Origin of the sequence: Cutibacterium avidum 44067 (genome assembly GCF_000367205.1) — a bacterium.
GTDB classification, from domain to species: domain Bacteria; phylum Actinomycetota; class Actinomycetes; order Propionibacteriales; family Propionibacteriaceae; genus Cutibacterium; species Cutibacterium avidum.
Genome location: NC_021064.1, coordinates 1,832,424 through 1,853,819, shown reverse-complemented (window position 1 = coordinate 1,853,819; position 21,396 = coordinate 1,832,424). Strand labels below are relative to the sequence as shown.

21 protein-coding genes, 1 tRNA gene and 1 riboswitch are annotated in these 21,396 nt (G+C 64.8%); of the genes, 15 read left to right on the top strand and 7 right to left on the bottom strand.

Translation table 11 applies throughout. The annotated features are described in order from the left end of the window. Positions 1-275: 275 nt before the first annotated feature. The 5 genes from PALO_RS08540 to PALO_RS08520 all read left to right on the top strand — a co-directional run bounded on the left by PALO_RS08540 (position 276) and on the right by PALO_RS08520 (position 3,815). Positions 276-959: an energy-coupling factor ABC transporter permease gene (locus PALO_RS08540; protein ID WP_004810728.1), complete on the top strand. Its 684-nt coding sequence runs from the start codon at positions 276-278 to the stop codon at positions 957-959. Then, positions 952-1,386, top strand: a complete 435-nt coding sequence (locus tag PALO_RS08535) for an energy-coupling factor ABC transporter substrate-binding protein (RefSeq protein ID WP_015583222.1) — start codon at positions 952-954, stop codon at positions 1,384-1,386. Before PALO_RS08540 ends, PALO_RS08535 begins: the two co-directional genes overlap by 8 nt. Beyond that, the gene (cbiQ, locus tag PALO_RS08530) at positions 1,383-2,228 is read left to right on the top strand and encodes a cobalt ECF transporter T component CbiQ (RefSeq protein WP_015583221.1); all 846 of its coding nucleotides are present in this window, start codon (positions 1,383-1,385) and stop codon (positions 2,226-2,228) included. The genes PALO_RS08535 and cbiQ overlap by 4 nt, the downstream gene beginning before the upstream one ends. Continuing rightward, the gene (locus PALO_RS08525) at positions 2,225-3,058 is read left to right on the top strand and encodes an energy-coupling factor ABC transporter ATP-binding protein (RefSeq protein WP_004810733.1); all 834 of its coding nucleotides are present in this window, start codon (positions 2,225-2,227) and stop codon (positions 3,056-3,058) included. The genes cbiQ and PALO_RS08525 overlap by 4 nt, the downstream gene beginning before the upstream one ends. 67 nt (positions 3,059-3,125) lie before the next feature. Beyond that, complete coding sequence (locus PALO_RS08520; RefSeq protein ID WP_015583220.1) at positions 3,126-3,815, top strand: DUF4118 domain-containing protein; 690 nt, start codon at positions 3,126-3,128, stop codon at positions 3,813-3,815. Positions 3,816-3,855: 40 nt separating this feature from the next. Here PALO_RS08520 and cbiT read toward each other — a convergent pair whose 3' ends face one another. Then, positions 3,856-4,452 carry a precorrin-6Y C5,15-methyltransferase (decarboxylating) subunit CbiT gene (gene cbiT / locus PALO_RS08515; RefSeq protein WP_015583219.1) on the bottom strand — a complete coding sequence of 199 codons (597 nt, stop codon included), beginning with the start codon at positions 4,450-4,452 and terminating at the stop codon, positions 3,856-3,858. Positions 4,453-4,475: 23 nt separating this feature from the next. Then, positions 4,476-4,612, top strand: a riboswitch (cobalamin riboswitch). Between the two features lie 40 nt (positions 4,613-4,652). Here cbiT and cobO point away from each other — a divergent pair. The 3 genes from cobO to cobA are packed head-to-tail and all read left to right on the top strand — an operon-like array spanning position 4,653 to position 8,475. Further along, positions 4,653-5,267, top strand: a complete 615-nt coding sequence (gene cobO, locus PALO_RS08510) for a cob(I)yrinic acid a,c-diamide adenosyltransferase (protein WP_015583218.1) — start codon at positions 4,653-4,655, stop codon at positions 5,265-5,267. Further along, complete coding sequence (gene cobBC, locus PALO_RS08505; protein ID WP_036909858.1) at positions 5,267-7,699, top strand: bifunctional hydrogenobyrinic acid a,c-diamide synthase/histidinol phosphate aminotransferase CobBC; 2,433 nt, start codon at positions 5,267-5,269, stop codon at positions 7,697-7,699. The genes cobO and cobBC overlap by 1 nt, the downstream gene beginning before the upstream one ends. Further along, positions 7,699-8,475, top strand: a complete 777-nt coding sequence (gene cobA / locus PALO_RS08500; protein WP_015583216.1) for a uroporphyrinogen-III C-methyltransferase — start codon at positions 7,699-7,701, stop codon at positions 8,473-8,475. The genes cobBC and cobA overlap by 1 nt, the downstream gene beginning before the upstream one ends. Here cobA and PALO_RS08495 read toward each other — a convergent pair. Further along, positions 8,469-9,221 carry a cobalt-precorrin-6A reductase gene (locus tag PALO_RS08495; RefSeq protein ID WP_015583215.1) on the bottom strand — a complete coding sequence of 251 codons (753 nt, stop codon included), beginning with the start codon at positions 9,219-9,221 and terminating at the stop codon, positions 8,469-8,471. The two genes, cobA and PALO_RS08495, sit on opposite strands and share 7 nt — an antisense overlap. A 225-nt stretch (positions 9,222-9,446) precedes the next feature. Here PALO_RS08495 and cobT point away from each other — a divergent pair, with 225 nt between their 5' ends. The 4 genes from cobT to PALO_RS08475 all read left to right on the top strand — a co-directional run bounded on the left by cobT (position 9,447) and on the right by PALO_RS08475 (position 12,869). Next, entirely contained in the window at positions 9,447-11,117 is a 1,671-nt protein-coding gene (gene cobT / locus PALO_RS08490) for a nicotinate-nucleotide--dimethylbenzimidazole phosphoribosyltransferase (RefSeq protein ID WP_004810751.1), read from the top strand. After that, on the top strand, positions 11,114-11,953 hold the full coding sequence (locus tag PALO_RS08485) for an adenosylcobinamide-GDP ribazoletransferase (protein ID WP_015583214.1): 840 nt from the start codon (positions 11,114-11,116) through the stop codon (positions 11,951-11,953). The genes cobT and PALO_RS08485 overlap by 4 nt, the downstream gene beginning before the upstream one ends. Next, entirely contained in the window at positions 11,950-12,714 is a 765-nt protein-coding gene (locus PALO_RS08480) for a helical backbone metal receptor (RefSeq protein ID WP_015583213.1), read from the top strand. Before PALO_RS08485 ends, PALO_RS08480 begins: the two co-directional genes overlap by 4 nt. 79 nt (positions 12,715-12,793) lie before the next feature. Further along, positions 12,794-12,869: transfer RNA gene (locus PALO_RS08475), tRNA-Thr, on the top strand. Positions 12,870-12,971: 102 nt separating this feature from the next. Here the strand turns inward: PALO_RS08475 and PALO_RS08470 are convergent. From PALO_RS08470 to PALO_RS08460, 3 genes are read right to left on the bottom strand one after another with little or no spacing between them, the layout of a single operon-like run. Continuing rightward, complete coding sequence (locus PALO_RS08470) at positions 12,972-13,454, bottom strand: S-ribosylhomocysteine lyase (RefSeq protein WP_177166392.1); 483 nt, start codon at positions 13,452-13,454, stop codon at positions 12,972-12,974. A 26-nt stretch (positions 13,455-13,480) separates the two neighbouring features. After that, positions 13,481-14,662: a mannose-6-phosphate isomerase, class I gene (gene manA / locus PALO_RS08465; protein ID WP_015583211.1), complete on the bottom strand. Its 1,182-nt coding sequence runs from the start codon at positions 14,660-14,662 to the stop codon at positions 13,481-13,483. 48 nt (positions 14,663-14,710) lie between these two features. Beyond that, positions 14,711-14,995, bottom strand: coding sequence for a DUF3263 domain-containing protein (locus PALO_RS08460; RefSeq protein WP_004810762.1), 285 nt, complete (start codon positions 14,993-14,995; stop codon positions 14,711-14,713). A 336-nt stretch (positions 14,996-15,331) separates the two neighbouring features. On the opposite strand from PALO_RS08460, the gene groL reads away from it, so the two are divergent. The 3 genes from groL to PALO_RS08445 all read left to right on the top strand — a co-directional run bounded on the left by groL (position 15,332) and on the right by PALO_RS08445 (position 18,636). After that, the gene (groL, locus tag PALO_RS08455) at positions 15,332-16,963 is read left to right on the top strand and encodes a chaperonin GroEL (protein ID WP_015583210.1); all 1,632 of its coding nucleotides are present in this window, start codon (positions 15,332-15,334) and stop codon (positions 16,961-16,963) included. A gap of 191 nt (positions 16,964-17,154) precedes the next feature. Then, positions 17,155-17,946 carry a CPBP family intramembrane glutamic endopeptidase gene (locus PALO_RS08450; protein ID WP_021108332.1) on the top strand — a complete coding sequence of 264 codons (792 nt, stop codon included), beginning with the start codon at positions 17,155-17,157 and terminating at the stop codon, positions 17,944-17,946. Between the two features lie 3 nt (positions 17,947-17,949). Further along, positions 17,950-18,636 (top strand): copper homeostasis protein CutC, encoded by a 687-nt coding sequence (locus PALO_RS08445; protein ID WP_015583208.1) that lies wholly within the window; start codon positions 17,950-17,952, stop codon positions 18,634-18,636. A 27-nt stretch (positions 18,637-18,663) separates the two neighbouring features. Here the strand turns inward: PALO_RS08445 and PALO_RS08440 are convergent, their stop codons facing one another. Beyond that, entirely contained in the window at positions 18,664-19,656 is a 993-nt protein-coding gene (locus tag PALO_RS08440) for a serine hydrolase (RefSeq protein WP_023033322.1), read from the bottom strand. A gap of 43 nt (positions 19,657-19,699) precedes the next feature. Beyond that, complete coding sequence (locus tag PALO_RS08435) at positions 19,700-21,358, bottom strand: DNA repair helicase XPB (protein ID WP_015583206.1); 1,659 nt, start codon at positions 21,356-21,358, stop codon at positions 19,700-19,702. Positions 21,359-21,396: the final 38 nt, after the last annotated feature.

Sequence of the window (21,396 nt, the reverse complement as noted above, 5' to 3'; positions counted from 1 at the left end):
TGACAAGGTGTGATGACGTCGGGATGCTAACACTGCACGTCGCGCACATGGTGCGTTACCATTGCTAGGCCATCCTTGGATGCAACCCCGGGACAGCTGTGTTTCACTGTCCAGGACACAACTCAAGAATGCCCTGATGACGTGGTTGAAGCCGGGAAATGCCGACACGGACGCGCCACTGTGAACGATCCCTCGAGGGTCGGAAGTCAGATCTGCTACGCGCATCAGGCCTTTCCAGAACGGGACGCGAATCCCGAGAAAGGAGATGACACCTCATGCACATTGCTGAGGGCGTTCTCTCACCAGCTCAGTGCGCAGTGTGGTATGCAGCTGCTGCGCCATTCGTCATCCATGGCGGCTATCGAGTCGTCAAAGAGGTTAAGGAGCATCCCGAGAACAAGCTCCTGCTCGCGACTGCCGGCGCCTTTACCTTCGTTCTCTCCGCCATCAAGCTACCCAGCGTCACCGGCTCGTCGTCCCACCCCACGGGAACCGGCGTCGGTGCAGCCCTGTTCAAACCACCGGTCATGGCGTTCTTGGGGATGATCGTATTGATCTTCCAGGCTCTGCTGCTGGCTCACGGTGGCATCTCGACCCTGGGCGCCAACACGTTCTCGATGGGCATCGCCGGACCGTGGGCCGGTTACGCCTTCTACAAACTCACCAAGAAATGTCATGGTCCGGACGCATTGGCGATCTTCCTCTGCATGGTCTTCGCGGACTTCATCACCTACGTTGTGACCAGCTTCCAGCTCGCCTTCGCCTTCCCGGATCCGACCGGTGGCTTCTGGGGAGCCGTCGGCAAGTTCTTGACCATCTTCGCCTGGACCCAGATCCCGCTGGCCATCGCTGAGGGTCTGCTTGGCATCCTGCTGTTCCGTTTCCTCGCCAAGGTCGCCGCTCCGCAGCTCCAGCAGCTCGGTGTCCTCGCTCGTACCCCGGAGGTGTCCCATGCCTGAGAACACCGTTGCAAAGGTCCGTCAGGACAACTCGCTGACCGGAAACAACAAGTGGGTGGCTCCGGTCATCATCATCCTTCTGATCGCCCTGTTCATCATGAGCATGATCCTCGGTGGCAAGAAGACCAGCGGCGACGAGGAAGGATTCGGGGGGACTGACGACGCTGCCGCCGAGGCTGCCGAGCAAGCCGGTGCCAAGAAATGGATCGAGCCGATCTTCGAGCCGAACTCCGGTGAGGTCGAGTCCGGCCTGTTCGCTCTGCAGGCTGCCCTGGGTGCCGGCGTTGCTGGCTACGCCCTGGGCCGTATGGCCGGCAAGAAGAAGGGCCGCGAGGAGGCTGAGGACGCCTCCGATCTGCACAGTGTCGACGACGTGCCCGAGGCCGCCGTCACCTCGTCGGAAGCGACTGCCTCCGCCAAGTCATGACGATCACCTCTCTCGACGACGCCGCCTGGGACTCTCCCTGGCGGCGTCGTTCGGTCGGGGAGAAAGTCGCCCTGTCGACGGCTCTCCTCCTGACCTCACTGTGCACCCCGTCGATGGAGGCGTCGTCGTTGGTCAGCCCGGTCGTGGGCTCCGGCATCTGGCCGGGGGCGCTGTTGGCCGGGATCGTCAGCATGATCGTCATCCTCGGTCCGGCGCGCATCCAGGGGCGAGTGCTGTGGCAGGCGATGGCTGCCCCGATCGTCTTCCTCTTCTTCGGCGGGATCTCCGTCCTCATCAGCCTCGGTTCCAGCCCGGCGGGAACGGTCTGGTGGCATTCCGGGGTATTCAGTATCGGTCCGGTCTCCACCGCCCAGGCAATGTCCTTGGTGGAGCACGGCGTCTGTGGCACGCTCACCCTCATGGTGCTGGCCGTCACCACTCCCATGGTTGACCTGCTCACCTGGATGCGAAAGTTCCACATCCCCGATCCGTTGCTCGAGATCGCCTCCTTGACCTACCGACTCATCTTCGTGCTGCTCGACACCCTGGTCACGGCCAGCGAAGCTCAGCACGCCCGCCTTGGTGACGCCCCGGAGGGGAGATTTGGCGGGTTCAACCGGCGCATGAACAACACCGCCGCGCTGCTGGGATCGGTGGGTATTCGCGCCTGGACAAGGGCCAACCGCCTCAACGACGGCCTGGTCAACCGAGGATTCGAGTCCGCCTTGGTGACCCTGCCCGTCAAACGCGTCGGATCAGCGCGTTTCAAAATCATCGTCGTCGTCGTCATCGCCGCAGTCTGGGCGATCAGCTGGTCGACGACCGGAAGGATTTTCAGATGAGTGACGAGGTCCTACTGTCGACCGAGCACCTGTACGCCACCCACCCTGGCCGGCCCATGGTGCTCACCGACGTCAACGTCACCTTTCGTGCTGGAGTTCGGGTGGCGATTCTGGGAGCAAACGGATCGGGCAAGACGACGCTGATGCGTTGCTTGTCGGGCTCCCTCAAACCCGTCAAGGGCAAGGTCAAGAGGGGTGGCACCGTGCTCGGTCACGGGCGCACCCAGCTTCGTGAGCACCGTCGGGCGGTTCAGCTCGTCCTCCAGGACCCCGACGACCAACTCTTCAGCGCTGACGTGAGCCAGGACGTCTCCTTCGGCCCGATGAACATGGGGCTGGACGTGGCGGAGGTGCGCGATCGCGTCGCCGAGGCCCTGCAGCTGCTCGGGGCCAGCCATCTTGCCGAGCGTGCCACGCACCAGCTGTCCTATGGTGAACGCAAGAGGATTGCTGTCGCCGGTGCCGTCGCCATGCGCCCGGATCTGCTTCTCCTTGACGAGCCCACCGCCGGACTCGACCCGGTTGGCGTCACCAAGATGCTGGAGGCATTGGACCGTCTGCGTGACCACGGTACGACTGTGGCGATGGCCACCCATGACGTCGACCTGGCTCTGGCCTGGGCCGACGAGGCTCTCATCGTCGTCGACGGTGGAGTGCGGCAGGGGCCGATCGACGAGTTGCTCGCCAATGTGACCATGGTGGAGAGGGCTCATCTGCACTTGCCGTGGCCCCTCGAGCTGGTCCGACGCCTTGGCATAGACGAGCGTCCCCGCACGATGAGTGAGGTCGTCGCGATCCTGTCACACCGGCCGCCGAGCACTTCACGGTGACGCCGTGTTGCCTCGTGACACCAGCGACATGAGTCACGTTTGATGGGGTGACCGCTGCGGTGGTTCGATGGTCGTCATGAACAGGTCATCGTCGAGTACTGCGCTGATCATTGGCGCGGTTGTCGTACCGATCGCCGTCTGCGCGGTGTTGAGCGCCCTCATCGACGTCTTCGTCGCACCCGCAGCCGCCCTCGTACTCGTTCTCGTCATCGTCTTCTTCTGTCTGAGAGGATCCTGGCTCGTTGACGCGCTGGTCATCGTGGTCAGCGCTCTCAGTTTCGACTTCTTCCTGACATTCCCGTACCGGAGCATGAAGATCGCCTCTCGCCCTGACATCGAGGTGACGATCGTTCTTCTCGCAGTCGGTGCCGCGATCGCCGGTATCTCGCGCTGGGCTCTGACGGCCTCGGACCTGGCCGAGCAGCGCCAGGGATATGTTGCCTCGGCACTCGATGCTCGCTCAGGCGGGCTGAGCCATGACGACATCGCTCAGAAACTCGCCAGTCTCGTCGGGGCTGAGGCAGGTGTGTGGGTGGACGGCAATCCGCCGGCCGGGGAGGCCGTCGTCCAGAACTCGACCACCATGCGCACGGATGTCGGGCTGGAGGATCCTTCCCGGGTTGGTTTTCCCACCGACCGGTTCATCTGCTTCCCGGCGACCGGTGGCTACATCCGAGTCTCGGCGGCGTCTCGCCATGTGCGCCCCACCGCCGAGCAGATGCGGGCTGCCTGCCTGCTGGCCTCCCAGATCAGCTGAGTCCAGGATCAGACAACTGTGCACACTGGGTGGCTCGTCGTCACTCAGTGTGCTGCCAGGTCCACGCCACGACGGTGCGGGCCGGTCTCCAGCCCCGCAGTCGGCCGATGCTGTCGGCGGTCTCGACGCCGAACCTCATGAGGTCGCCGCCTAGGTCCCGGTGCAAGGATTCCACGAGCATCTCGGCCTCCATCGTCACCCCATGGACGACGAGCCGTCCCCCGATGGGCAGACGCGGTCGACACTGGGTGACGAGAGTTTCCGTCGCCCCGCCGCCGATGAAGATGGCATCCGGGTCGGGCAGTCCCTCCGGCAGCCCCTTGGTGAGGTCGGCGTCGATGACCTCGAACTGGCCGGGCAGAGTGAGTTCTGCGGCATTCGTGCGGGCATTGGCGGCCCGTTCTGCCTTGCGCTCCACCCCGATGGCTCGGCAGGTCGGATCAGTGCGACACCACTCGACACCGATCGACCCGGCGCCGGTGCCGAGGTCCCACAGCAGCTGGCCCGGCATGGGTCGCAACGCTGCCAGAGCGACGGCCCTCACCGGATGTTTGGTGATGAGGCCGTCATGAGCGAAGTGCGTCTCGTCGAGGCCAGGCGTGCGTCCGAGGAGGGTGGCGTCAGGATCATGGGTCATGAGGGAAGCTTAGGGCAGTGCCGGGTGAGGACAACCCGACCCGTGTGACACAATCGACTATGGCCCTCGGGGAGGAATCCGGTGTGAATCCGGAGCGGTCCCGCCACTGTGAGCGCCTCAGCGCGAGCCAGGTCGATCCTGCGGGTCAGGTTACGGAAGTCCCGTGACCCGACGGGCGCGGACCCGCAAGGAGGTCGTTCATGCCGCACGCGCGCAGTGGCGCCACACCAGACGACGGACTGTCCACCAGACAGCGACGGTTACGGCCAGTTCTTGCGGTGAACACCGGCGAGGGCAAGGGCAAGACGACAGCGGCGATGGGCACCGCCCTGCGCGCCTGGAACCAAGGGTGGAGGGTCGGCGTCTTCCAGTTCGTGAAGTCCGGACGTTGGCATGTCGGCGAGCAGGACGCCCTGCAAGCTCTCGGGAAACTCCACGAGGAGACCGGCGTCGGCGGGCCCGTCACATGGGAGGTCATGGGGACCGGATGGTCCTGGGCACGGTCCTTCGATGCCGCCGATGACCCCGAGGCCGCTGCCCGCGAGGGATGGCGACACGTGTCGGAGCTCCTGGCCAGCGAGGCGCTTGACTTCTACCTTCTTGACGAGTTCACCTACCCGCTGGACTGGGGATGGCTCGATGTCGACGAGGTCGTCGACACACTGGTCAACCGACCCGGCACCCAGCACGTCGTCATCACCGGCCGTCGGGCCCCGGCAGCCCTCGTCGAGGCCGCAGATCTCGTCACCGAGATGACCAAGATCAAGCACCCCTTCGACGCCGGTCAGCGTGGTCAGGCGGGGATCGAATGGTGATGCGCATTCCACGAATCCTCATCGCCGCCCCGGCGTCGGGAGGCGGCAAGACGACCGTAGCGACCGGTCTCATGGCAGCCCTGCGTGCCACTGGCCGGACGGTGGCGCCGTTCAAGGTTGGGCCGGATTACATCGATCCCGGTTACCACTCGATGGCCAGTGGTCGTCCGGGCCGCAACCTGGACTCCGTCATGTGTGGTGACGAGCTCATGGCCCCGCTGCTGGCCCATGGTTTCGTCACCCCCGATGCGGCGGACATTGCGGTCATCGAGGGAGTGATGGGCCTCTTCGACGGCCAGCTCGGGACCGGACGCGGGTCCAGCGCCGAGATCGCCACCTCGACCCAGACCCCGGTGGTCGTGGTCGTCGACACCGCTCATGCGTCCCTCACCCACGCCGCAGTGGTGGCAGGTCTGGCGACGTTTGATCCGAATGTCACGATCGCCGGTGTGATCCTCAACCGGGTCGCCTCTCCTCGTCATGGTGCCGAGGTCGTGCGCGGACTCGACCGACTCGGCATCCCGGTGCTGGGACGGATTCCGCGCACCGAGTCGATCTTCGTGCCCTCTCGCCACCTGGGTCTGGTCCCGGCGGGGGAGTGGGAGGACTCCGCCTCCAAGGTCGCCGGCCTGGGTGATCTCATCGCCGAACACGTCGATCTCGACGCCGTCATGGACCTGGCCGATTCCGCTCCCGACCTCGACGTCGAGCCTTGGGATCCGCGAGCTGCTCTGCAATCAGCTGGCTGGCAAGGCCATTCCTTCGACGAGCCGCCGGTGGTCGGAATCTTCGCGGGGCGAGCCTTCACCTTCCGTTACCCCGAGACCACCGAGATGTTGCGGGCGGCCGGGTTCCGGGTCGTTGACGTCGATCCCCTCACCGATCGACGTCTTCCGGACGGCATTCAGGGCCTGTACCTGGGCGGTGGATTCCCGGAGATGCACGCCACGGATTTGGAGGACAACACCGAGCTCGCGGCAGATGTCCGCGCCCATGCCGAGGCCGGGATGCCGATCGTCGCGGAGTGCGCCGGGCTTCTCTACCTCTGCCGCCACCTCGACGGGCGAGACATGGCCGGCGTCCTTCCGATGGACGCGGCGATGGCGACGAGACTGACGATGGGATACCGGGTCGCCACCCGCAACTCCATCAGCGTCGTCGGCCACGAATTCCACCGCACCACGACGACGCCATTGGCTGACGTCGACCCGGCGTGGCACATCACCATGCCCGACGGCACCGATCGTGCCGAGGGAGCTCTGGGAGACCCTGCTGCTCTGGGGCGTCCCACCGTGCAGGCCTCCTACCTGCACCTGCACTGGGCCGGTCAGCCCTCCCAGGCGGCGTGGTTTGCCCGTGAGGTGGCGAGGTTCCACGAGGGGAGAGGGGCCCAGGATGCCGAGCCTGACCTCAATCACCACGGGGACAGCGACATTGCCGACGGTCTGGTTGACCTGGCCGTCAACGTCCGCGTCCCCGAGCCACCGCAGTGGCTTCGTGACGCAATCACCTCCACCGAGCACGACTGGGCGCGTTATCCTGACGCCACCCCGGCCCGGGAGGCCCTGGCCACCATGCAAGGTGTGGGAATCGACATGGTTCTGCCCACCTCCGGAGCCGCCGAGGCCTTTCCTCTCATTGCGACCACGCAGCCGCACCACGCCGCGGTCATCCATCCTCAGTTCACCGAGCCGGAGGCAGCTCTGAGATCAGCCGGGATAGACGTCGACCGAGTCATCCTCAATGCCTCCGACGGGTTCGCACTGGACCCGGCCCTCGTCCCGGAGGATGCCGACCTCGTCATCGTCGGTAATCCCACGAACCCCACCGGTCGGCTGCACCCGGCGTCCGACCTGCTGACCCTGCGCCGCCCGGGTCGGATCCTCGTCGTCGACGAAGCCTTCATGGACGCCACTGACGAGTCCCAGTCCCTCATCGGCAATGACATGGACGACCTGCTGGTGCTGCGCTCCCTGACGAAGACCTACGGCCTGGCCGGAGTCCGTGCCGGATACGTCGTCGGGGATCCGCGACTCATCTCACGTCTGGCGGCTCACCAGACCCCGTGGTCGGTGTCCACCCCGGCCGTCGCGGCCATGGTCGCTTGTACCTCCGAGGAAGCGTCTCGGTTCCGCAACCAGCTGCGCGACGAGCTTCCCGCGGCCCGCGCCGACCTCGTCGGACGCCTTCGAGAACTCGGTCTGGCCATCGTCAATTCCGAGGCTCCCTTCGTGCTCGTCGACACCTCGTCAATCAGCGGCGAATCGGTGCGTCTTCCCCTGGCTGATCGTGGGTTTGCCGTGAGGCGCGGGGAGACCTTCCCCGGTCTCGGCCCCAGCTGGATCAGAGTCGCCGTCCGTGACACGAAGACACACGCTGAGCTCGCCCGAGCCATCTCCGATCTGACAGCACACCAACCCAAGGAAAACTGATGTCCTACTCCCCAGAACTCGTTCCCGGCACTGTCACTCTCGTCGGAGGTGGTCCCGGTGATCCCGGGCTGCTGACCATTGCAGGGCTGGAGGCAGTGCGTCAGGCCGACGTCATCCTCCACGACCGTCTCGCTCCGGTCGTCGTCATGGACGAGAATCCGGACGCCGAGAAGATCCCGGTCGGCAAGGTGCCGCGCGGGCCCTACGTCCCGCAGGAGCGCATCAATGAGCTGCTCATCGAGCATGCCAGGGCCGGGCGCAAGGTGGTGCGCCTCAAGGGTGGCGACTCCTTCGTCTTCGGACGTGGTGGCGAGGAGTGGCAGGCCTGCGCCGCTGCCGGCGTCCCGGTGCGCGTCATTCCCGGTGTCACTTCCTGCGTGGCCGGCCCCGAGCTCATGGGAGTCCCACTGACCCACCGTCACCTGGTTCAGGGATTCACCGTCGTCTCGGGGCACGTCGCCCCCGGCGACACCCGGTCCGAACTCGACTGGGCACAGATCGCCAAGACCGGCACCACCCTCGTCATCCTCATGGGCGTGGCTCACATCGGTGACATCGCTGCACGCCTCATGGAAGGCGGACTTGCCGGTGACACCCCGGTCGCCGTCGTCGCGGATGCCTCACTGTTCACCCAGCGATCCCTGACGACGACCCTGGAGAAGGCTGCCGAGGACATGGTCGAAGCGGGCATCAAGCCGCCGGCCATCACCGTTGTCGGAGACGTCGCGGGCCTGGACCTCGACGAGACCCGGGTCCACGAACCGTCTGATCACTGAGATTTCACCGTCGCGAGGTGGGCGTTGATCCACTGCACCGCCTCGTCGACCTCGCTGAGCTCGTCCCCCCAACCAGGGGCCGGGCCGCGTGACACCATGACGATCTGGACGTCGGTCTCGGCTGCCAGGCGGAGCTTGGGGTCCAGCTCGGTGCCCCCGGAGTCCTTCGAGACGACGGTTGCCACACCCTCGGAGAAGATCTCACGCTCCCGGGCCATGGTGAAAGGGCCACGCTCCTGCAGTACCGTCCAGCCCTCGGGAAGCTCCTCCTCGGGAGCGTCAACGCAGCGCACGATGACCCGACGCGGGCCGAGGCACAGGTAATGGCTGATGGGTTGGCGTCCCACCGTCAGCAGGACGACGTCAGGCAGGTCCGCAAGGACTCGTGCGGCGGCGTCGTGATCGTCCACCCAGTGCCAGGTCGCGGCTTCGGGTTGGGTACGCCAGCTCGGCGGGGCCAGCCGGGCCAGCGGCAGGTTGAGATCGAGACACGCCTGTGCGGCGTGGCCGTGCATGGTCGCGGCGAAGGGGTGCGAGGCGTCCACCATGACCTTGACCTCGTTGGCGGTGAGGAAGTCCTTGAGACCGCCGACACCGCCGAACCCGCCCAGCCTCGTCGGTCCTGGGACGGGTCGTGGGGACTTCGTGCGTCCCGCCAGGGATGTGCACAGGTCGATCCCGTCATCGACCAGTCGAGTGGCCAGCTGCCGGGCCTTTGTCGTGCCGCCAAGAATGAGGACGTCCATGACTCCATCAAAGCAGGCTGTGGGACAATGATCCTCGACCGCGGTGGAACACCGGTGTGAATCCGGGACGGTCCCGCCACTGTGACGCTATAGAGGCGAAGTCAGACCAGAACCGCGCACACCTGCCCCGACCGGGGTGGGACTACATTGCGACGCACGTGCGTGGCGTCCGGGACTGCGAGGACACAGGCCCGGGGGATGCGGCGGCGTCCCCGACGATGGAGCATGATGGCCCGACTGTCTGAATCCGTGTCCGCTGAGAGCCTGCTTGCCCGCACAGTGCGCGGCATTCGCGGAGCTGACGCCAAGGCCCTGGAGGCTGCCCGAGCCCGTCAGCAGGTGCTTACCAAGCCCGAGGGTTCGCTCGGGCTGTTGGAGGATCTCTCGATCCGGCTGGCGGGAATGTACGGACAGGTACCGGTCCCTGTCCCGAGCCACCCGGTCGTCGGGCTGTTCGCAGGCGACCACGGGGTGTGGGCCCAGGGAGTCTCCCCGGATCCTCAGGAGATCACCACCCAGCAGATGGTCAACATGGCGGCCGGCGGGGCAGCGATCAGCGTGTTGTCGCGGCAGATGGGCGCGCAGCTGTGGATCACCGACGTCGGTGCCCTCCACGAGGTCGACGCGCCCATTCGCCAGCGTTGCGTGCGACGAGGCACTGATGACATCTCCCAGGGCCCAGCCATGAGTACTGACGAGGCCGTCCAGGCCCTTGAGGTCGGTATCGAGACCGGCCTGGAGGCTGTCGAGGGGGGAGCAGACATCCTCGTCACTGGCGAGATGGGCATCGCGAACACGACGCCGGCCTCGGCACTCATCAGCGTCTTCACCGGGTGCTCCCCTGCTGAGGTGACGGGTAAGGGCGCTGGGTCGGACGACCGTCGTCACCAGCACAAGATCGGTGTCGTCTCCCGCGCACTCCAGGTCAACCAGCCCGACGCCGACCACCCGGTTGAGGCATTGGCGAAGGTGGGAGGTTTCGAGCACGCTGCCATGGCGGGGTACATCCTGGCCGCGGCCTCCCGGCGTGTCCCGGTGCTCATCGACGGGGTCATCGCCTGCTCGGCAGCTCTGACGGCCACCGCGATCTGCCCGGAGGTACGCGACTTCATCATCACCAGCCATGCCGGCGCCGAGCCGGGAATCACCGCGTCCACCAGCGCACTCGGTCTTCCGGCCCTGCTGGATCTGGGGATGCGGCTGGGGGAGGGGTCGGGGGCCATCCTCACCCTGCCAATCGTCCAGGCCAGCGCCCACATCCTCAACGAGATGGCCACCTTCGAGGACGCCGACGTCACCGACATCAAGGTGACTGGGGAGACCGATCTTCCCGATGCCCTCGATACGAGCGCTCCCCCTTGTCGAGTCCTGGTTCTGGGGGGTGCGCGATCCGGGAAGTCGACCTTCGCTGAGTCGAGGTTGCCCCATGGCTCTCGCGTCACCTACGTTGCCACCTCCGAGCGAAATCCCGACGATGCCGAGTGGGAGGAGCGGATCCGGCTGCACCGGACCCGGCGTCCGGCAACGTGGCAGACCGTCGAGACCAAGGACATCGCCTCGGTGCTGTTGGCTGACGACGACTCCCCAGTGCTGGTGGACTGCCTCGGGGTGTGGATCACACGGATTCTCGACGAGGTGGGAGCCTGGACTGCTGATCCAGGTGACGGGACCTGGCAGAAATCCTTGAGAAGTCGGGTTGATGAGCTGACCGACGCCATCCGCCGTACTCGTCGCGACGTCATCCTCGTCTCCAACGAGGTCGGGATGGGGGTTGTGCCCGACACCCCGGCCGGACGGCTCTTTCGCGACGAGTTGGGGAGACTCAACGCCGCTGTTGGACAGGTCTGCGACGAGGTGTGGATGTGTGTGGCCGGAGTCCCGAAGAGGTGGGCATGAGCGACGAACGGCATGCGGATCTTGGAAAGCTCGGTCCCCTGCGTGGCGTGGCGGAGGCCCTGTCCCTCTTCACGATCCTCCCGGGGCCGTACCTCAGTGACATCGACCGTTCGCTGGCTCGTCGGGCAATCACGGCATTCCCCTGGCTGGGGCTGTGTCTGGGAGCGGTGGCCGGCGGAATCGTCGCCCTGGTCCTCGGGCTGGGAGCCGGATCGTTGCTGGCCGGGGTGCTCGCGCTGTGCTGGCTGGCCGGTGCAACCGGAGGCTTCCATCTTGACGGGGTCGCCGACACTGCCGACGGTCTGGGGTCGCGAACAGCGCCGGACAAGGCCCTCGAGATCATGAAGAAGTCCGACATCGGTCCGATGGGTGTCATCAGCATCGTCCTGGCACTGATCGTGGACGCAGCCGCCGTGGTGAGCCTGGCCGGAACGACCGTTTCGGGGGCATGGTGGCGTGTGGCGATGGTGGTTGCGCTCGGGCCGGCCATCGGTCGAGCTGCCATTCTCTTCGCGACGATGACCGGGGTGCCCTGCGCTCGTCCGGGTGGGTTCGGGTCCCTCGTCGCCGGGGTGACGACTCCCAGGTCAGCCGCGATCAATCTGACGGCTCTGGGCGCTGTCGTCGCCTTGACGGGTCTTGTCGCCGGAGGGTGGCGATGGTGCTTGGTCGCCGCGATGTGCGCAGCGTTGGCCTTGCTCATCGCCCGGGGATGGATCCGGCACTTGGTGAAGCGTCTGTCAGGTATGACGGGCGACACGTTTGGAAGTATCAATGAGGTGACGCAGATGAGCTTCTGGGTTCTTTCCGCCCTGGCCGTGGCGGTGGTGTCATGATCGACGACCTTGGCGTCGACGTCCCGGTGACAGGGCAGATCCGTCGGGTGGTGAGCCTGGTGCCGTCAATCACCGAGGCCATCGCGGTGACGTGTCCGCACACTCTGGTGGGATGCACCGACTACTGCATTCGTCCTGCCCACCTGGACGAGGTTGTCGGCCACGAGGTGGCTCGGATCAGGGGGACGAAGAACCCTGATCGGGCAGCCATCATCGGCCTCAAGCCGGATCTCGTCGTGGCCAACCAGGAGGAGAACCGCGAGTACGACGTCACCTTGTTGCGGGAGGCCGGCGTGCCGGTGTGGGTGACACAGATCGACACGGTATCCGAGGCGATCTCCAGCCTGACGAGGCTCCTCGTGGAGGGGTTCGGCGTCGAGAGGCCGCAGTGGCTGCGCGATGCCGATGAGGAGTGGAACCAGCGTTGGACTGACGAGGTGCGCAGTGCCGTCGTCGCGGTGTGGCGGGATCCGTGGATCTGCGTCGGACAGGACACCTACATTGCCGACGTGTTGAGGCACGTCGGCGTGGAGTTGATCGACCTGCCGGGGAAGTCCCGTTATCCCCACGCTGATCTGGCCGACCTCGTCTCGGCGCGTCCAGACCGCGTCATCCTGCCCGACGAGCCTTACCATTTCGGGCCCGACGACGTCGCCTCATTCCCTGACCTCGACGTCCGTCTCATCGACGGCCAGAAGTTGGCCTGGTACGGCCCGTCTATGGTTGGTGCCCGTCGGTACCTCTGCGAGATGTTGTCCTGACGACACAGCCGATGTGCTAGCTGGTCACACCATGCTGGCAACATGTGCCACAATGTCCCACGTCGCCGTGAGGCGGCATGCCTCTGTAGCTCAGTTGGTAGAGCGCCGCTCTTGTAAAGCGATGGTCGCGGGTTCGAATCCTGTCAGAGGCTCCACAATCTTATGGGCAGATCCCAATCCCTCCCCAATTCGAGGGGACCTGTTATCGCTGAGATCCGGTGCGCAGCCCGGACGATGAATCAGCATCGCAGGAGCGCTCAGGCCATCACCTGTTCCCATTCGTCACGGTGGTCCAGCATCCGTCGAACGGCGTCTTGGGCAGCCTCGAGCGAGTGGCTGGCTCCCCATCCGCACTGAACCTCGTTGGCGGCGGGGGTGGCATCGAGCTCGAGAATGTCGCGCAGGGTGGTCTCGACGAGTTCGCAGGTGGCTGGGACGTCCGGTTCGCCGACCATGATGAGGTAGAACCCGGTCTGGCATCCCATCGGCCCGAAGTCGATGACGGACTCTGAATGGTTACGCACGCACTCGGCGAAGGAGTGCTCGATCGAGTGGATCGCAGGCATCTCCAGATGATCCTTGTTGGGCTGGCAGAACCTCACGTCGTACTTGGTGAGGGTGTCGCCGGCGGGCAGGTGTTTGACGTCCGCCACGCGGACAAACGGTGCGGCCACCTTGGTGTGGTCCAGGTTGAAACTCTCGACGTTCATCTTGTGTGCCATGGGTCCATCCTCTCGCAAGCTCTCGAATTCCACACGGGGCAGCGTCACACCCCGGCAGCAGCGAGGAACCCGTCGCAGTTCCCGTCCACCTGTACCTGTTCGCCAGCGGGAATCCAGACGGCCTGTCCACGCACGATCTCGTCAGTGCCCTGGGGACTTGAGCACACCGCATAGCCACCGGTGATGAGCAGGATTCGGGCCAAGTCGCTGGCCGGCAGGATGGCTGGACGGGTGGTGTCGAGGTCGAGTTCCCACAGCCGGAACTGTTCATCGGTGCCCGGGAAGACCCGCATACCTGGATCTACCTCCTCGGCCGTCATGACCCATGGTTCCTGTGTCTGGAAGTCCACGATCTCTATAAGGGAATCGACGTCGATGTGTTTGTCGGTGAGTCCACCACGCACGACGTTGTTGGAATCAGCCATGATCTCGATTCCCGTTCCTGACAAGTAGGAATGCATGAGACCGGGCGGAACGGCTAATGCCTCTCCGGGCCTGAGATGAATGCGGTTGAGCATCAGTGCCGCCAGGATCGATGGGTCTCCGGGGAAGTACTCGTCGAGCTCGACAGCAGTGCGTGCGAACTCACCCAGCGGGGTGTCCTCGCCAACATGGTTGACGGCCCCGGACACCACCTCGGTGACGATCTGCCGGCGCAGGTCATCCCCGGCGAGGCAGTCGAGGAAGGTCTCGGCCAGTGCCGCCGGGCCGGAACGCTCGGTCAACGATCCCAACACCGGATCCACCGGAATGCGAATGTCCAGCCCGTCGAAGAGTTGACGGGTCTCATGCGGATCCCGGAATCCGCACAGTCCCTCGAAGTCGCTCATGGCGACGAGGATTTCCGGCTTGGGCCAGTCATCGACGAAGGTGCGTTGGGAATCGGTGACGTCAACGCCAGCCTGGTTCTCGCGTACGAATCCATTTCGCGCCATACGGGCGTCAGGGTGGGCCTGGAGGCTCAGTGGGCGGCGAGCCGAGAGGATCTTGAGCAGGAAAGGCAGCCTGGATCCGAAGGCATCACGGCTGCGCTCACCCAGCTCCTCGGGATGAGCGTCGAGGTATTCGGTGAGGGGAGCACCGTCAAGGGTCGACGGTGAGGTTTCGTGGGCCCCGAGCCAGTACTCGGCCCAGGGTTGGCCGTCGGCTTCCTTTCCCAAGATGTCAGGGATCGCGTCATAGGAGCCCCAGGAGTACGTCCGGACCGTACCGGTCAGGCGTTTCATAGTGTGCCTCTCGTCAATGGCGTCGCATCGTTGACAACGCCGCGTGTGTCATCCGAGCAGCTGCGCGCTGCGGGCCCTGCGCTTTTGACTGCGGACTCGTTGCAGCCTCCCGACGAGGGAGGGTGCGTATCGCGCGGCCGACTCATCGTCGATCAGCTCGTTGAGTCGTAAGTGGTAGCGGGGGGACGACATGTTGAGCCTCTCGCGGATGACGGTCTCCTTGTCAACACTCGGGTTCCCGGTCTGCCAGGACTCCTCGAGATCCAGAATCGCGCGGTCCGATGCACTGAGATCGCTGGACGTCGCGGTTTCGGGGGTGGGGGATTCTGACACAGGGCCAGTTTAGGGCGCGCGCCATAATCACCACCCGGTGACGCGACGCAATCTGCCTGACACCATCGTCGGCAGCACAATTCAGTCACTTTCCGCTCATCAACTCTTTGCACTCACTGGGTGCGAGTGCTAAACATGTCATTGGCACTCGGCAAGCGAGAGTGCTACTGCCCGGATCGGTGTTGCGAGTGCCGACGAGGGTGGTCATCCCGGTGATGAGATCACCAGATCGTCCGTCGCGGGCATCACGGGGAAACACAACGCGGGGTCGCTCCCGCCACACCATCTGACGTCCACGGGCTGCCAGGCCCACCGGAGCGGAGGAATTCCCCAAACATGGCAAAGCTCATCGAATTCAACATCGAGGCCCGCCGCGGGCTCGAGGCGGGTATGAACACCCTCGCCGACGCGGTCAAGGTCACCCTCGGCCCCAAGGGTCGCAACGTCGTTCTCGAGAAGTCGTGGGGCGCTCCCACCATCACCAACGACGGTGTCTCCATCGCCAAGGAGATCGAGCTCGACGATCCGTACGAGAAGATCGGCGCTGAGCTCGTCAAGGAGGTCGCCAAGAAGACCGACGACGTCGCTGGCGACGGCACCACCACCGCCACCGTCCTCGCCCAGGCCATGGTCCGTGAGGGCCTGCGCAATGTCACCGCCGGCGCCAACCCGATGGGCCTGAAGAAGGGCATCGAGACCGCCGTCGAGGCCATCAGTGCTCGTCTGTCCGAGATGGCCATCGACATCGAGACCAAGGACCAGATCGCCTCCACCGCCTCCATCTCGGCTGCCGACACCACTGTCGGTGAGATCATCGCCGAGGCCATGGACAAGGTCGGCAAGGAAGGCGTCATCACCGTCGAGGAGTCCAACACCTTCGGCCTGGAGCTCGAGCTCACCGAGGGCATGCGCTTCGACAAGGGCTACATCTCGCCTTACTTCGTCACCGACACCGAGCGCATGGAGGCTGTCCTCGAGGACCCCTACATCCTCATCGTCAACTCCAAGATCTCCTCGCTGAAGGATCTCCTGCCGATTCTCGAGAAGGTCATGCAGTCCGGCAAGCCGCTCTTCGTCATCGCCGAGGATGTTGAGGGAGAGGCCTTGGCTGGCCTCATCGTCAACAAGATCCGCGGCACCTTCAAGTCTGTCGCCGTCAAGGCCCCGGGCTTCGGCGACCGTCGCAAGGCCATGCTCAACGACATCGCCATCCTCACCGGTGGTCAGGTCATCTCCGAGGAGGTCGGCCTGTCCCTCGACACCGTCACCCTCGACCTGCTGGGCCACGCCCGCCAGGTTGTCGTCACCAAGGACGAGGCCACCATCGTTGACGGTGCCGGCGACTCCGAGCAGATCGCTGGACGCGTCGCCCAGATCCGCAAGGAGATCGAGAACTCCGACTCCGACTACGACCGCGAGAAGTTGCAGGAGCGTCTCGCCAAGCTCGCCGGCGGCGTCGCCGTCATCAAGGTGGGTGCTGCCACCGAGGTCGAGCTCAAGGAGCGCAAGCACCGCATCGAGGACGCCGTGCGTAACGCCAAGGCTGCCGTCGAGGAGGGCATCATCCCCGGTGGTGGTGTCGCCCTCATCCAGGCTTCCAAGGCCGCCACGATCGAGGGGCTGGAGGGTGACGAGCTCACCGGCGCCCAGATCGTCCGGACCGCCTGCTCCGCCCCCCTCAAGCAGATCGCCATCAACGCTGGTCTCGAGGGTGGAGTTGTGGCTGAGAAGGTCGCCGGCCTGCCTGCTGGAGAGGGCCTCAACGCTGCCACTGGCGAGTACGTCGACATGGTCAGGACCGGCATCATCGATCCGGCCAAGGTGACCCGTTCGGCCCTGCAGAACGCCGCCTCCATCGCGGCTCTGTTCCTCACCACCGAGGCCGTCATTGCTGACAAGCCCGAGCCTGTGAAGGCCCCGGCTGGCGGCGACATGGATGGCATGGGTGGCATGGGCGGAATGATGTGATCCAGCCCATCCGATCCACGAGGGGGCGTCCCTGCGGGACGCCCCCTCGTGGTGTCTGATGGCACTACCGACGAGTGTCGGTAATCCACTAGTCTCGGACGGTGCCCCCGACACCCACGTACCGTCGTCCCGTCGATCGTTTCCTGGCTGGAGCTGGCACCTTCCATCCGCTGTTGTCATTGTTGGCGGCAATGACCATCCTCGGGGTGGGGCAGGGTGGTTTCGCGCTTGTGCTCACGGCCTTGGTAGGTGGTCATCCAGACGCTCAGACTTCGACGATCCTGCTTCTGGCGTCATTCGCAGGCGTCTGGGCGGTGCTGTGGTTGTGGATGAGGTTCGTCGAGCAGCGCCCGATGACGTGCCTGGGGCTGCGCGGACCTTCCCGGGACATCTGGATCGGCGTGGCAATCGCGGTTGTCATCCTTGTAGTCGACGTCATCGTCATGACGGCCAGCGGTCAGGTCCGGATGAGGTGGGCCCGTCCTGATGCCATGGCGACGGTGCTCATCGTCGCCTCGCTGTTGTTGTTCTTGGTCCAAGGATGTGCCGAGGAAGTCGTGTTGCGCGGTTACCTCATGCAGTCAGTGGCAGCCGCGTGGGGGGTTCCTGCCGGTCTTGCCATACAGGCTGTGGTTTTCTCCGTCCTCCATGGAGCAAATCCCGGAACCACGTGGATCGCCCTGATCAACGTCGCAGGATACGGCCTGATGCTGGGTCTGCTGGTGGTGTGGCGAGGAAGTCTGCTTGCCGCGATGGGTTTTCACAGCGTGTGGAACTGGTTGCAGGGAATGGTATTGGGATTCGACGTCTCCGGACTCGGTTTCAGAGACACCCTGATGACGGCTGACAGGACGGACGGATCCCATTCCTGGCTCACCGGAGGAACCTTCGGGGCGGAAGGATCCATCATCAGTACCGGCGTCCTCGTCATCCTCATCACTGGACTTGTCGTGACGATTCGGCGCGATTGGCGCAAGAATTAGGCCATGGCATTGCTCGAGGTCATCTGTCTGCACGAGAACGACGCCAAGCGGGCAGCACAGGGAGGTGCCGATCGCATCGAATTGGTCGGCACGATGGACGACGACGGTCTTGCGCCCAGCCCAGAAGTGCTGGCACGCACCCTCAGTGCCGTTGACATCCCGGTGCGTCCCATGCTGCGCCTTGACGGTGGATTTCGCGCTGATCCGCGCAGACGTGACGAGATGCTCGGCTTGGTCAGTACTTATCGTGACCTCGGTGCTGATGGGCCCGTGCTGGGATTCCTCGACGAGGCCACCGGGGTCGACGTCGAGACCGTCACCGAGCTGACGCAGGGCTGGCCGGGCTGGACCTTCCACCGAACCATCGACAACAGCCTGGAACCCGACAAGGCGTGGGTGCAGCTGCTGGGTCTGCCGGGACTGGACCAGGTCCTCACTGCCGGATCACCGCGCGGGATCGAGTACGGCCTCGACGACCTCATCGCCCGAGCCGAGGCCAATCCGCGCGTGGCCGAGCTCATCATGGCTGGTGGCGGCTTGCGTCCGGAGCACGTCCCGTGGCTGTATCAGGCGGGGGTGCAGGCTTTTCACATTGGCAGCCCGGCCCGGCCCCAGGGATCCTGGAAGGCGTGGATCGACGCCGATTTGGTGAGGTCCTGGCGCGACCTCCTTGATCGCCTTGCCGGATGACCCCACCCCGACGAGAACAGCAGAGACTCAGAACGCCTGAATCCACATGTCCCGGGTGCCTGGGGCGCGGAAGGGTATGTGGCCGTGGTCGTCGTGGACAGTCTGTGGCGCGGGGGTGGCGGGCTGCGACGGCTGAGCAGGCGTCACGCCGGGAGACTGATGGCGGGCAATGATCCGCGCCATTCCCTCAATGGTTTCGACCAGGTCTTCCATGGATGCCGTGGTCGAATGGGTCAGTCCAACAGCGGTGTACCCGTTCGTCCCGGTGGAAGCCACCGAGTTGACGTGCCAGCCGTCCTCAAGAGGCAGCCAGCCATTCTTGACGTAGGGCGATTTCATCCCCGCCGTCATGCCCCAGTCCTGGTCCTCCGCGACGCTGGACATGAGCTCTCTGGCATAGGCCCGCATGGACTCGGGAATGATCTTGTTGGGGCAGAAGATGTGGTCAGCGAGCACGACCTGGTCGGGGGCGGTCGTCGACGTCAATCCCCAGTGATCTTCAGAGTCGAAGGTGGTGTGAGTGGCACCCATGCGGTGCATCGCCCGGCGTACCCCGTCGGCCCTACCAACCCTGTTCCACAGGGCAGTCGCGGCGTCGTTGCTGGAGTTCTCGATCATGGGGACCAGAAGGTCCTTCTCGGTTCCGGAAAGCTGACGTTTCTCACCCGCAGCCTGAATCATGACCGTCTCCATGATTGCCAGCTTGATGATCGACGCGGTGATGTAGTGCGTGGCCCCGTGGTTGAGAACGTGGATGTTGCGTTGTCCATGCACCCTCATGGCGATCGACTGCTCGCCCTCACGGGTGTTGAGGTATTTCTTGAGCTCGTTCTGGTACGCGAACGTGACGTAGGGCCCGGGAGCAGCCGGATTGGCGACCCTCGTCGGAGCGGGCCCGCGCGGCTCCGGGCGATCTGGTCGGTTCGCGGCCTGGACTGCCGGTAAGCCGATGGCAGCCCCAGTAGCTATGAGCAAACCGCCCAGCGCAGTGCGCCTGGAGAATAGCGCCTTCCCAGACAATTATGTCTCCCTCTTCCACGGCCCGTTTCGTTCACATCCATTTTCACGCTGTCCAGTCCAGTGCGTCCAAATCGTCCGCATCGACGATGCGATACGAGTACCCCTGTTCGGCGAGGAAACGTTGACGGTGACTGGCGAAGTCGGCATCGACGGTGTCTCGGGAGACGACCGCGTAGAACCTGGCCACGAGCCCATCCTTGGGTCGCAGCAGCCGGCCCAGACGCTGGGCTTCCTCCTGGCGGGACCCAAATGCCCCCGACACTTGAATGGCGACCTCGGCACTCGGCAGGTCGATGGAGAAGTTCGCGACCTTGGAGACCACGAGCAGGTCGGTAACCCCTCCGCGGAAATCCTGGTAAATCTTCTGACGCTTGGTCGGAGTGGTGGATCCGGTGATGATCGGACACCTCAGTTCCTCGGCCAGCTCCTCCAGCTGGTCCACGTACTGGCCGATGACCAGGGTGGGCTGGCCACGATGGCGGGCCACCAGGTCCGCAACCACCCGGTTCTTGATCGGCAGGGTCGCGGCCATCCGGTAACGGACGTCCGGTTCTGCCATGGCGCAGGTCATCCGGTCGGACTCGGGCAGGCTCACCCGCACCTCGACGCAGTCGGCAGGAGCGATCCAGCCCTGGGCCTCGATCTCCTTCCAGGGAGCGTCGTAGCGCTTGGGCCCGATGAGGGTGAAGACGTCGTCCTCGTGGCCGTCCTCGCGCACCAGAGTGGCCGTCAACCCCATCCGACGGCGTGCCTGTAGGTCGGCCGTCATGCGGAAGACCGGAGCCGGAAGCAGGTGAACCTCGTCATAGATGACCAGGCCCCAGTCGCGGGCCTCGAAAAGCTCCAGGTTGGGGTGCACACCCTTACGTTTGGTCGTGATGACCTGATAGGTGGCGATGGTGACGGGCCGCACCTGCTTGCGTGAACCGGAGTACTCACCGATCTCGTCGGGGGTCAAGGTGGTGCGACGGACGAGCTCCTCCTTCCACTGTCGAGCCGAGACGGTGTTGGTGACGAGGATGAGCGTCGTGCAGCGGGCCAAGCTCATGGCAGTCGCCCCGACAACGGTCTTGCCGGCGCCGCAGGGCAACACGACGACTCCGGATCCGCCGTCCCAGAAGGACTCGGCAGCCATCCGCTGATACGGACGAAGACTCCAGTCGTCCTCGGTCAGATCGATGTCATGGCGCTCGCCGTCGACGTATCCAGCAAGGTCCTCGGCGGGCCATCCCAACTTGAGCAGAGCCTGTTTGAGGGTGCCGCGCTGGGAAGGGTGGACCACTGCCGTCTCATCATCGATCTGGTCGCCGACGAGGCCACGGACCGATTTGGATCGCAGCACCTCGGTGAGCACGGCCTTGTCCGTCGACACCAGGACGAGTCCGAGGGTGGGGTGCTTCTCGATGCGCAGCCGGCCGTAACGAGACATCGTCTCGGTGACGTCGATGAGGAGTCCGGAGGCCACCGGATAACGGGAGTACCTCATGAGGGTGTCGACGACCTGTTCGGCGTCGTGCCCAGCGGCCATCGCATTCCACAGACCCAGTGGGGTCAGTCGGTAGGTGTGGATGTGTTCGGGAGCCCGTTCCAGCTCCGCAAAGGGGGAGATGGCATGACGGCACTCGTCCGCCAGAGGGTGATCCACCTCCAGCAAGAGGGTGCGATCGGATTGGACAATGAGGGGGCCGGGTAGAGAAGTCATCACTTCCAGTATCGCCCCTGATCCCGGATTTGTTCCTG

Excerpts from the sequence above, each read along its gene's own strand:
- PALO_RS08540 (WP_004810728.1), top strand. The coding sequence starts at position 276 with ATGCACATTGCTGAGGGCGTTCTCTCACCAGCTCAGTGCGCAGTGTGG.
- PALO_RS08535 (WP_015583222.1), top strand. The coding sequence starts at position 952 with ATGCCTGAGAACACCGTTGCAAAGGTCCGTCAGGACAACTCGCTGACC.
- cbiQ (WP_015583221.1), top strand. The coding sequence starts at position 1,383 with ATGACGATCACCTCTCTCGACGACGCCGCCTGGGACTCTCCCTGGCGG.
- PALO_RS08525 (WP_004810733.1), top strand. The coding sequence starts at position 2,225 with ATGAGTGACGAGGTCCTACTGTCGACCGAGCACCTGTACGCCACCCAC.
- PALO_RS08520 (WP_015583220.1), top strand. The coding sequence starts at position 3,126 with ATGGTCGTCATGAACAGGTCATCGTCGAGTACTGCGCTGATCATTGGC.
- cbiT (WP_015583219.1), bottom strand. The coding sequence starts at position 4,452 with ATGACCCATGATCCTGACGCCACCCTCCTCGGACGCACGCCTGGCCTC.
- cobO (WP_015583218.1), top strand. The coding sequence starts at position 4,653 with ATGCCGCACGCGCGCAGTGGCGCCACACCAGACGACGGACTGTCCACC.
- cobBC (WP_036909858.1), top strand. The coding sequence starts at position 5,267 with ATGCGCATTCCACGAATCCTCATCGCCGCCCCGGCGTCGGGAGGCGGC.
- cobA (WP_015583216.1), top strand. The coding sequence starts at position 7,699 with ATGTCCTACTCCCCAGAACTCGTTCCCGGCACTGTCACTCTCGTCGGA.
- PALO_RS08495 (WP_015583215.1), bottom strand. The coding sequence starts at position 9,221 with ATGGACGTCCTCATTCTTGGCGGCACGACAAAGGCCCGGCAGCTGGCC.
- cobT (WP_004810751.1), top strand. The coding sequence starts at position 9,447 with ATGATGGCCCGACTGTCTGAATCCGTGTCCGCTGAGAGCCTGCTTGCC.
- PALO_RS08485 (WP_015583214.1), top strand. The coding sequence starts at position 11,114 with ATGAGCGACGAACGGCATGCGGATCTTGGAAAGCTCGGTCCCCTGCGT.
- PALO_RS08480 (WP_015583213.1), top strand. The coding sequence starts at position 11,950 with ATGATCGACGACCTTGGCGTCGACGTCCCGGTGACAGGGCAGATCCGT.
- manA (WP_015583211.1), bottom strand. The coding sequence starts at position 14,662 with ATGAAACGCCTGACCGGTACGGTCCGGACGTACTCCTGGGGCTCCTAT.
- groL (WP_015583210.1), top strand. The coding sequence starts at position 15,332 with ATGGCAAAGCTCATCGAATTCAACATCGAGGCCCGCCGCGGGCTCGAG.
- PALO_RS08450 (WP_021108332.1), top strand. The coding sequence starts at position 17,155 with ATGACCATCCTCGGGGTGGGGCAGGGTGGTTTCGCGCTTGTGCTCACG.
- PALO_RS08445 (WP_015583208.1), top strand. The coding sequence starts at position 17,950 with ATGGCATTGCTCGAGGTCATCTGTCTGCACGAGAACGACGCCAAGCGG.
- PALO_RS08435 (WP_015583206.1), bottom strand. The coding sequence starts at position 21,358 with ATGACTTCTCTACCCGGCCCCCTCATTGTCCAATCCGATCGCACCCTC.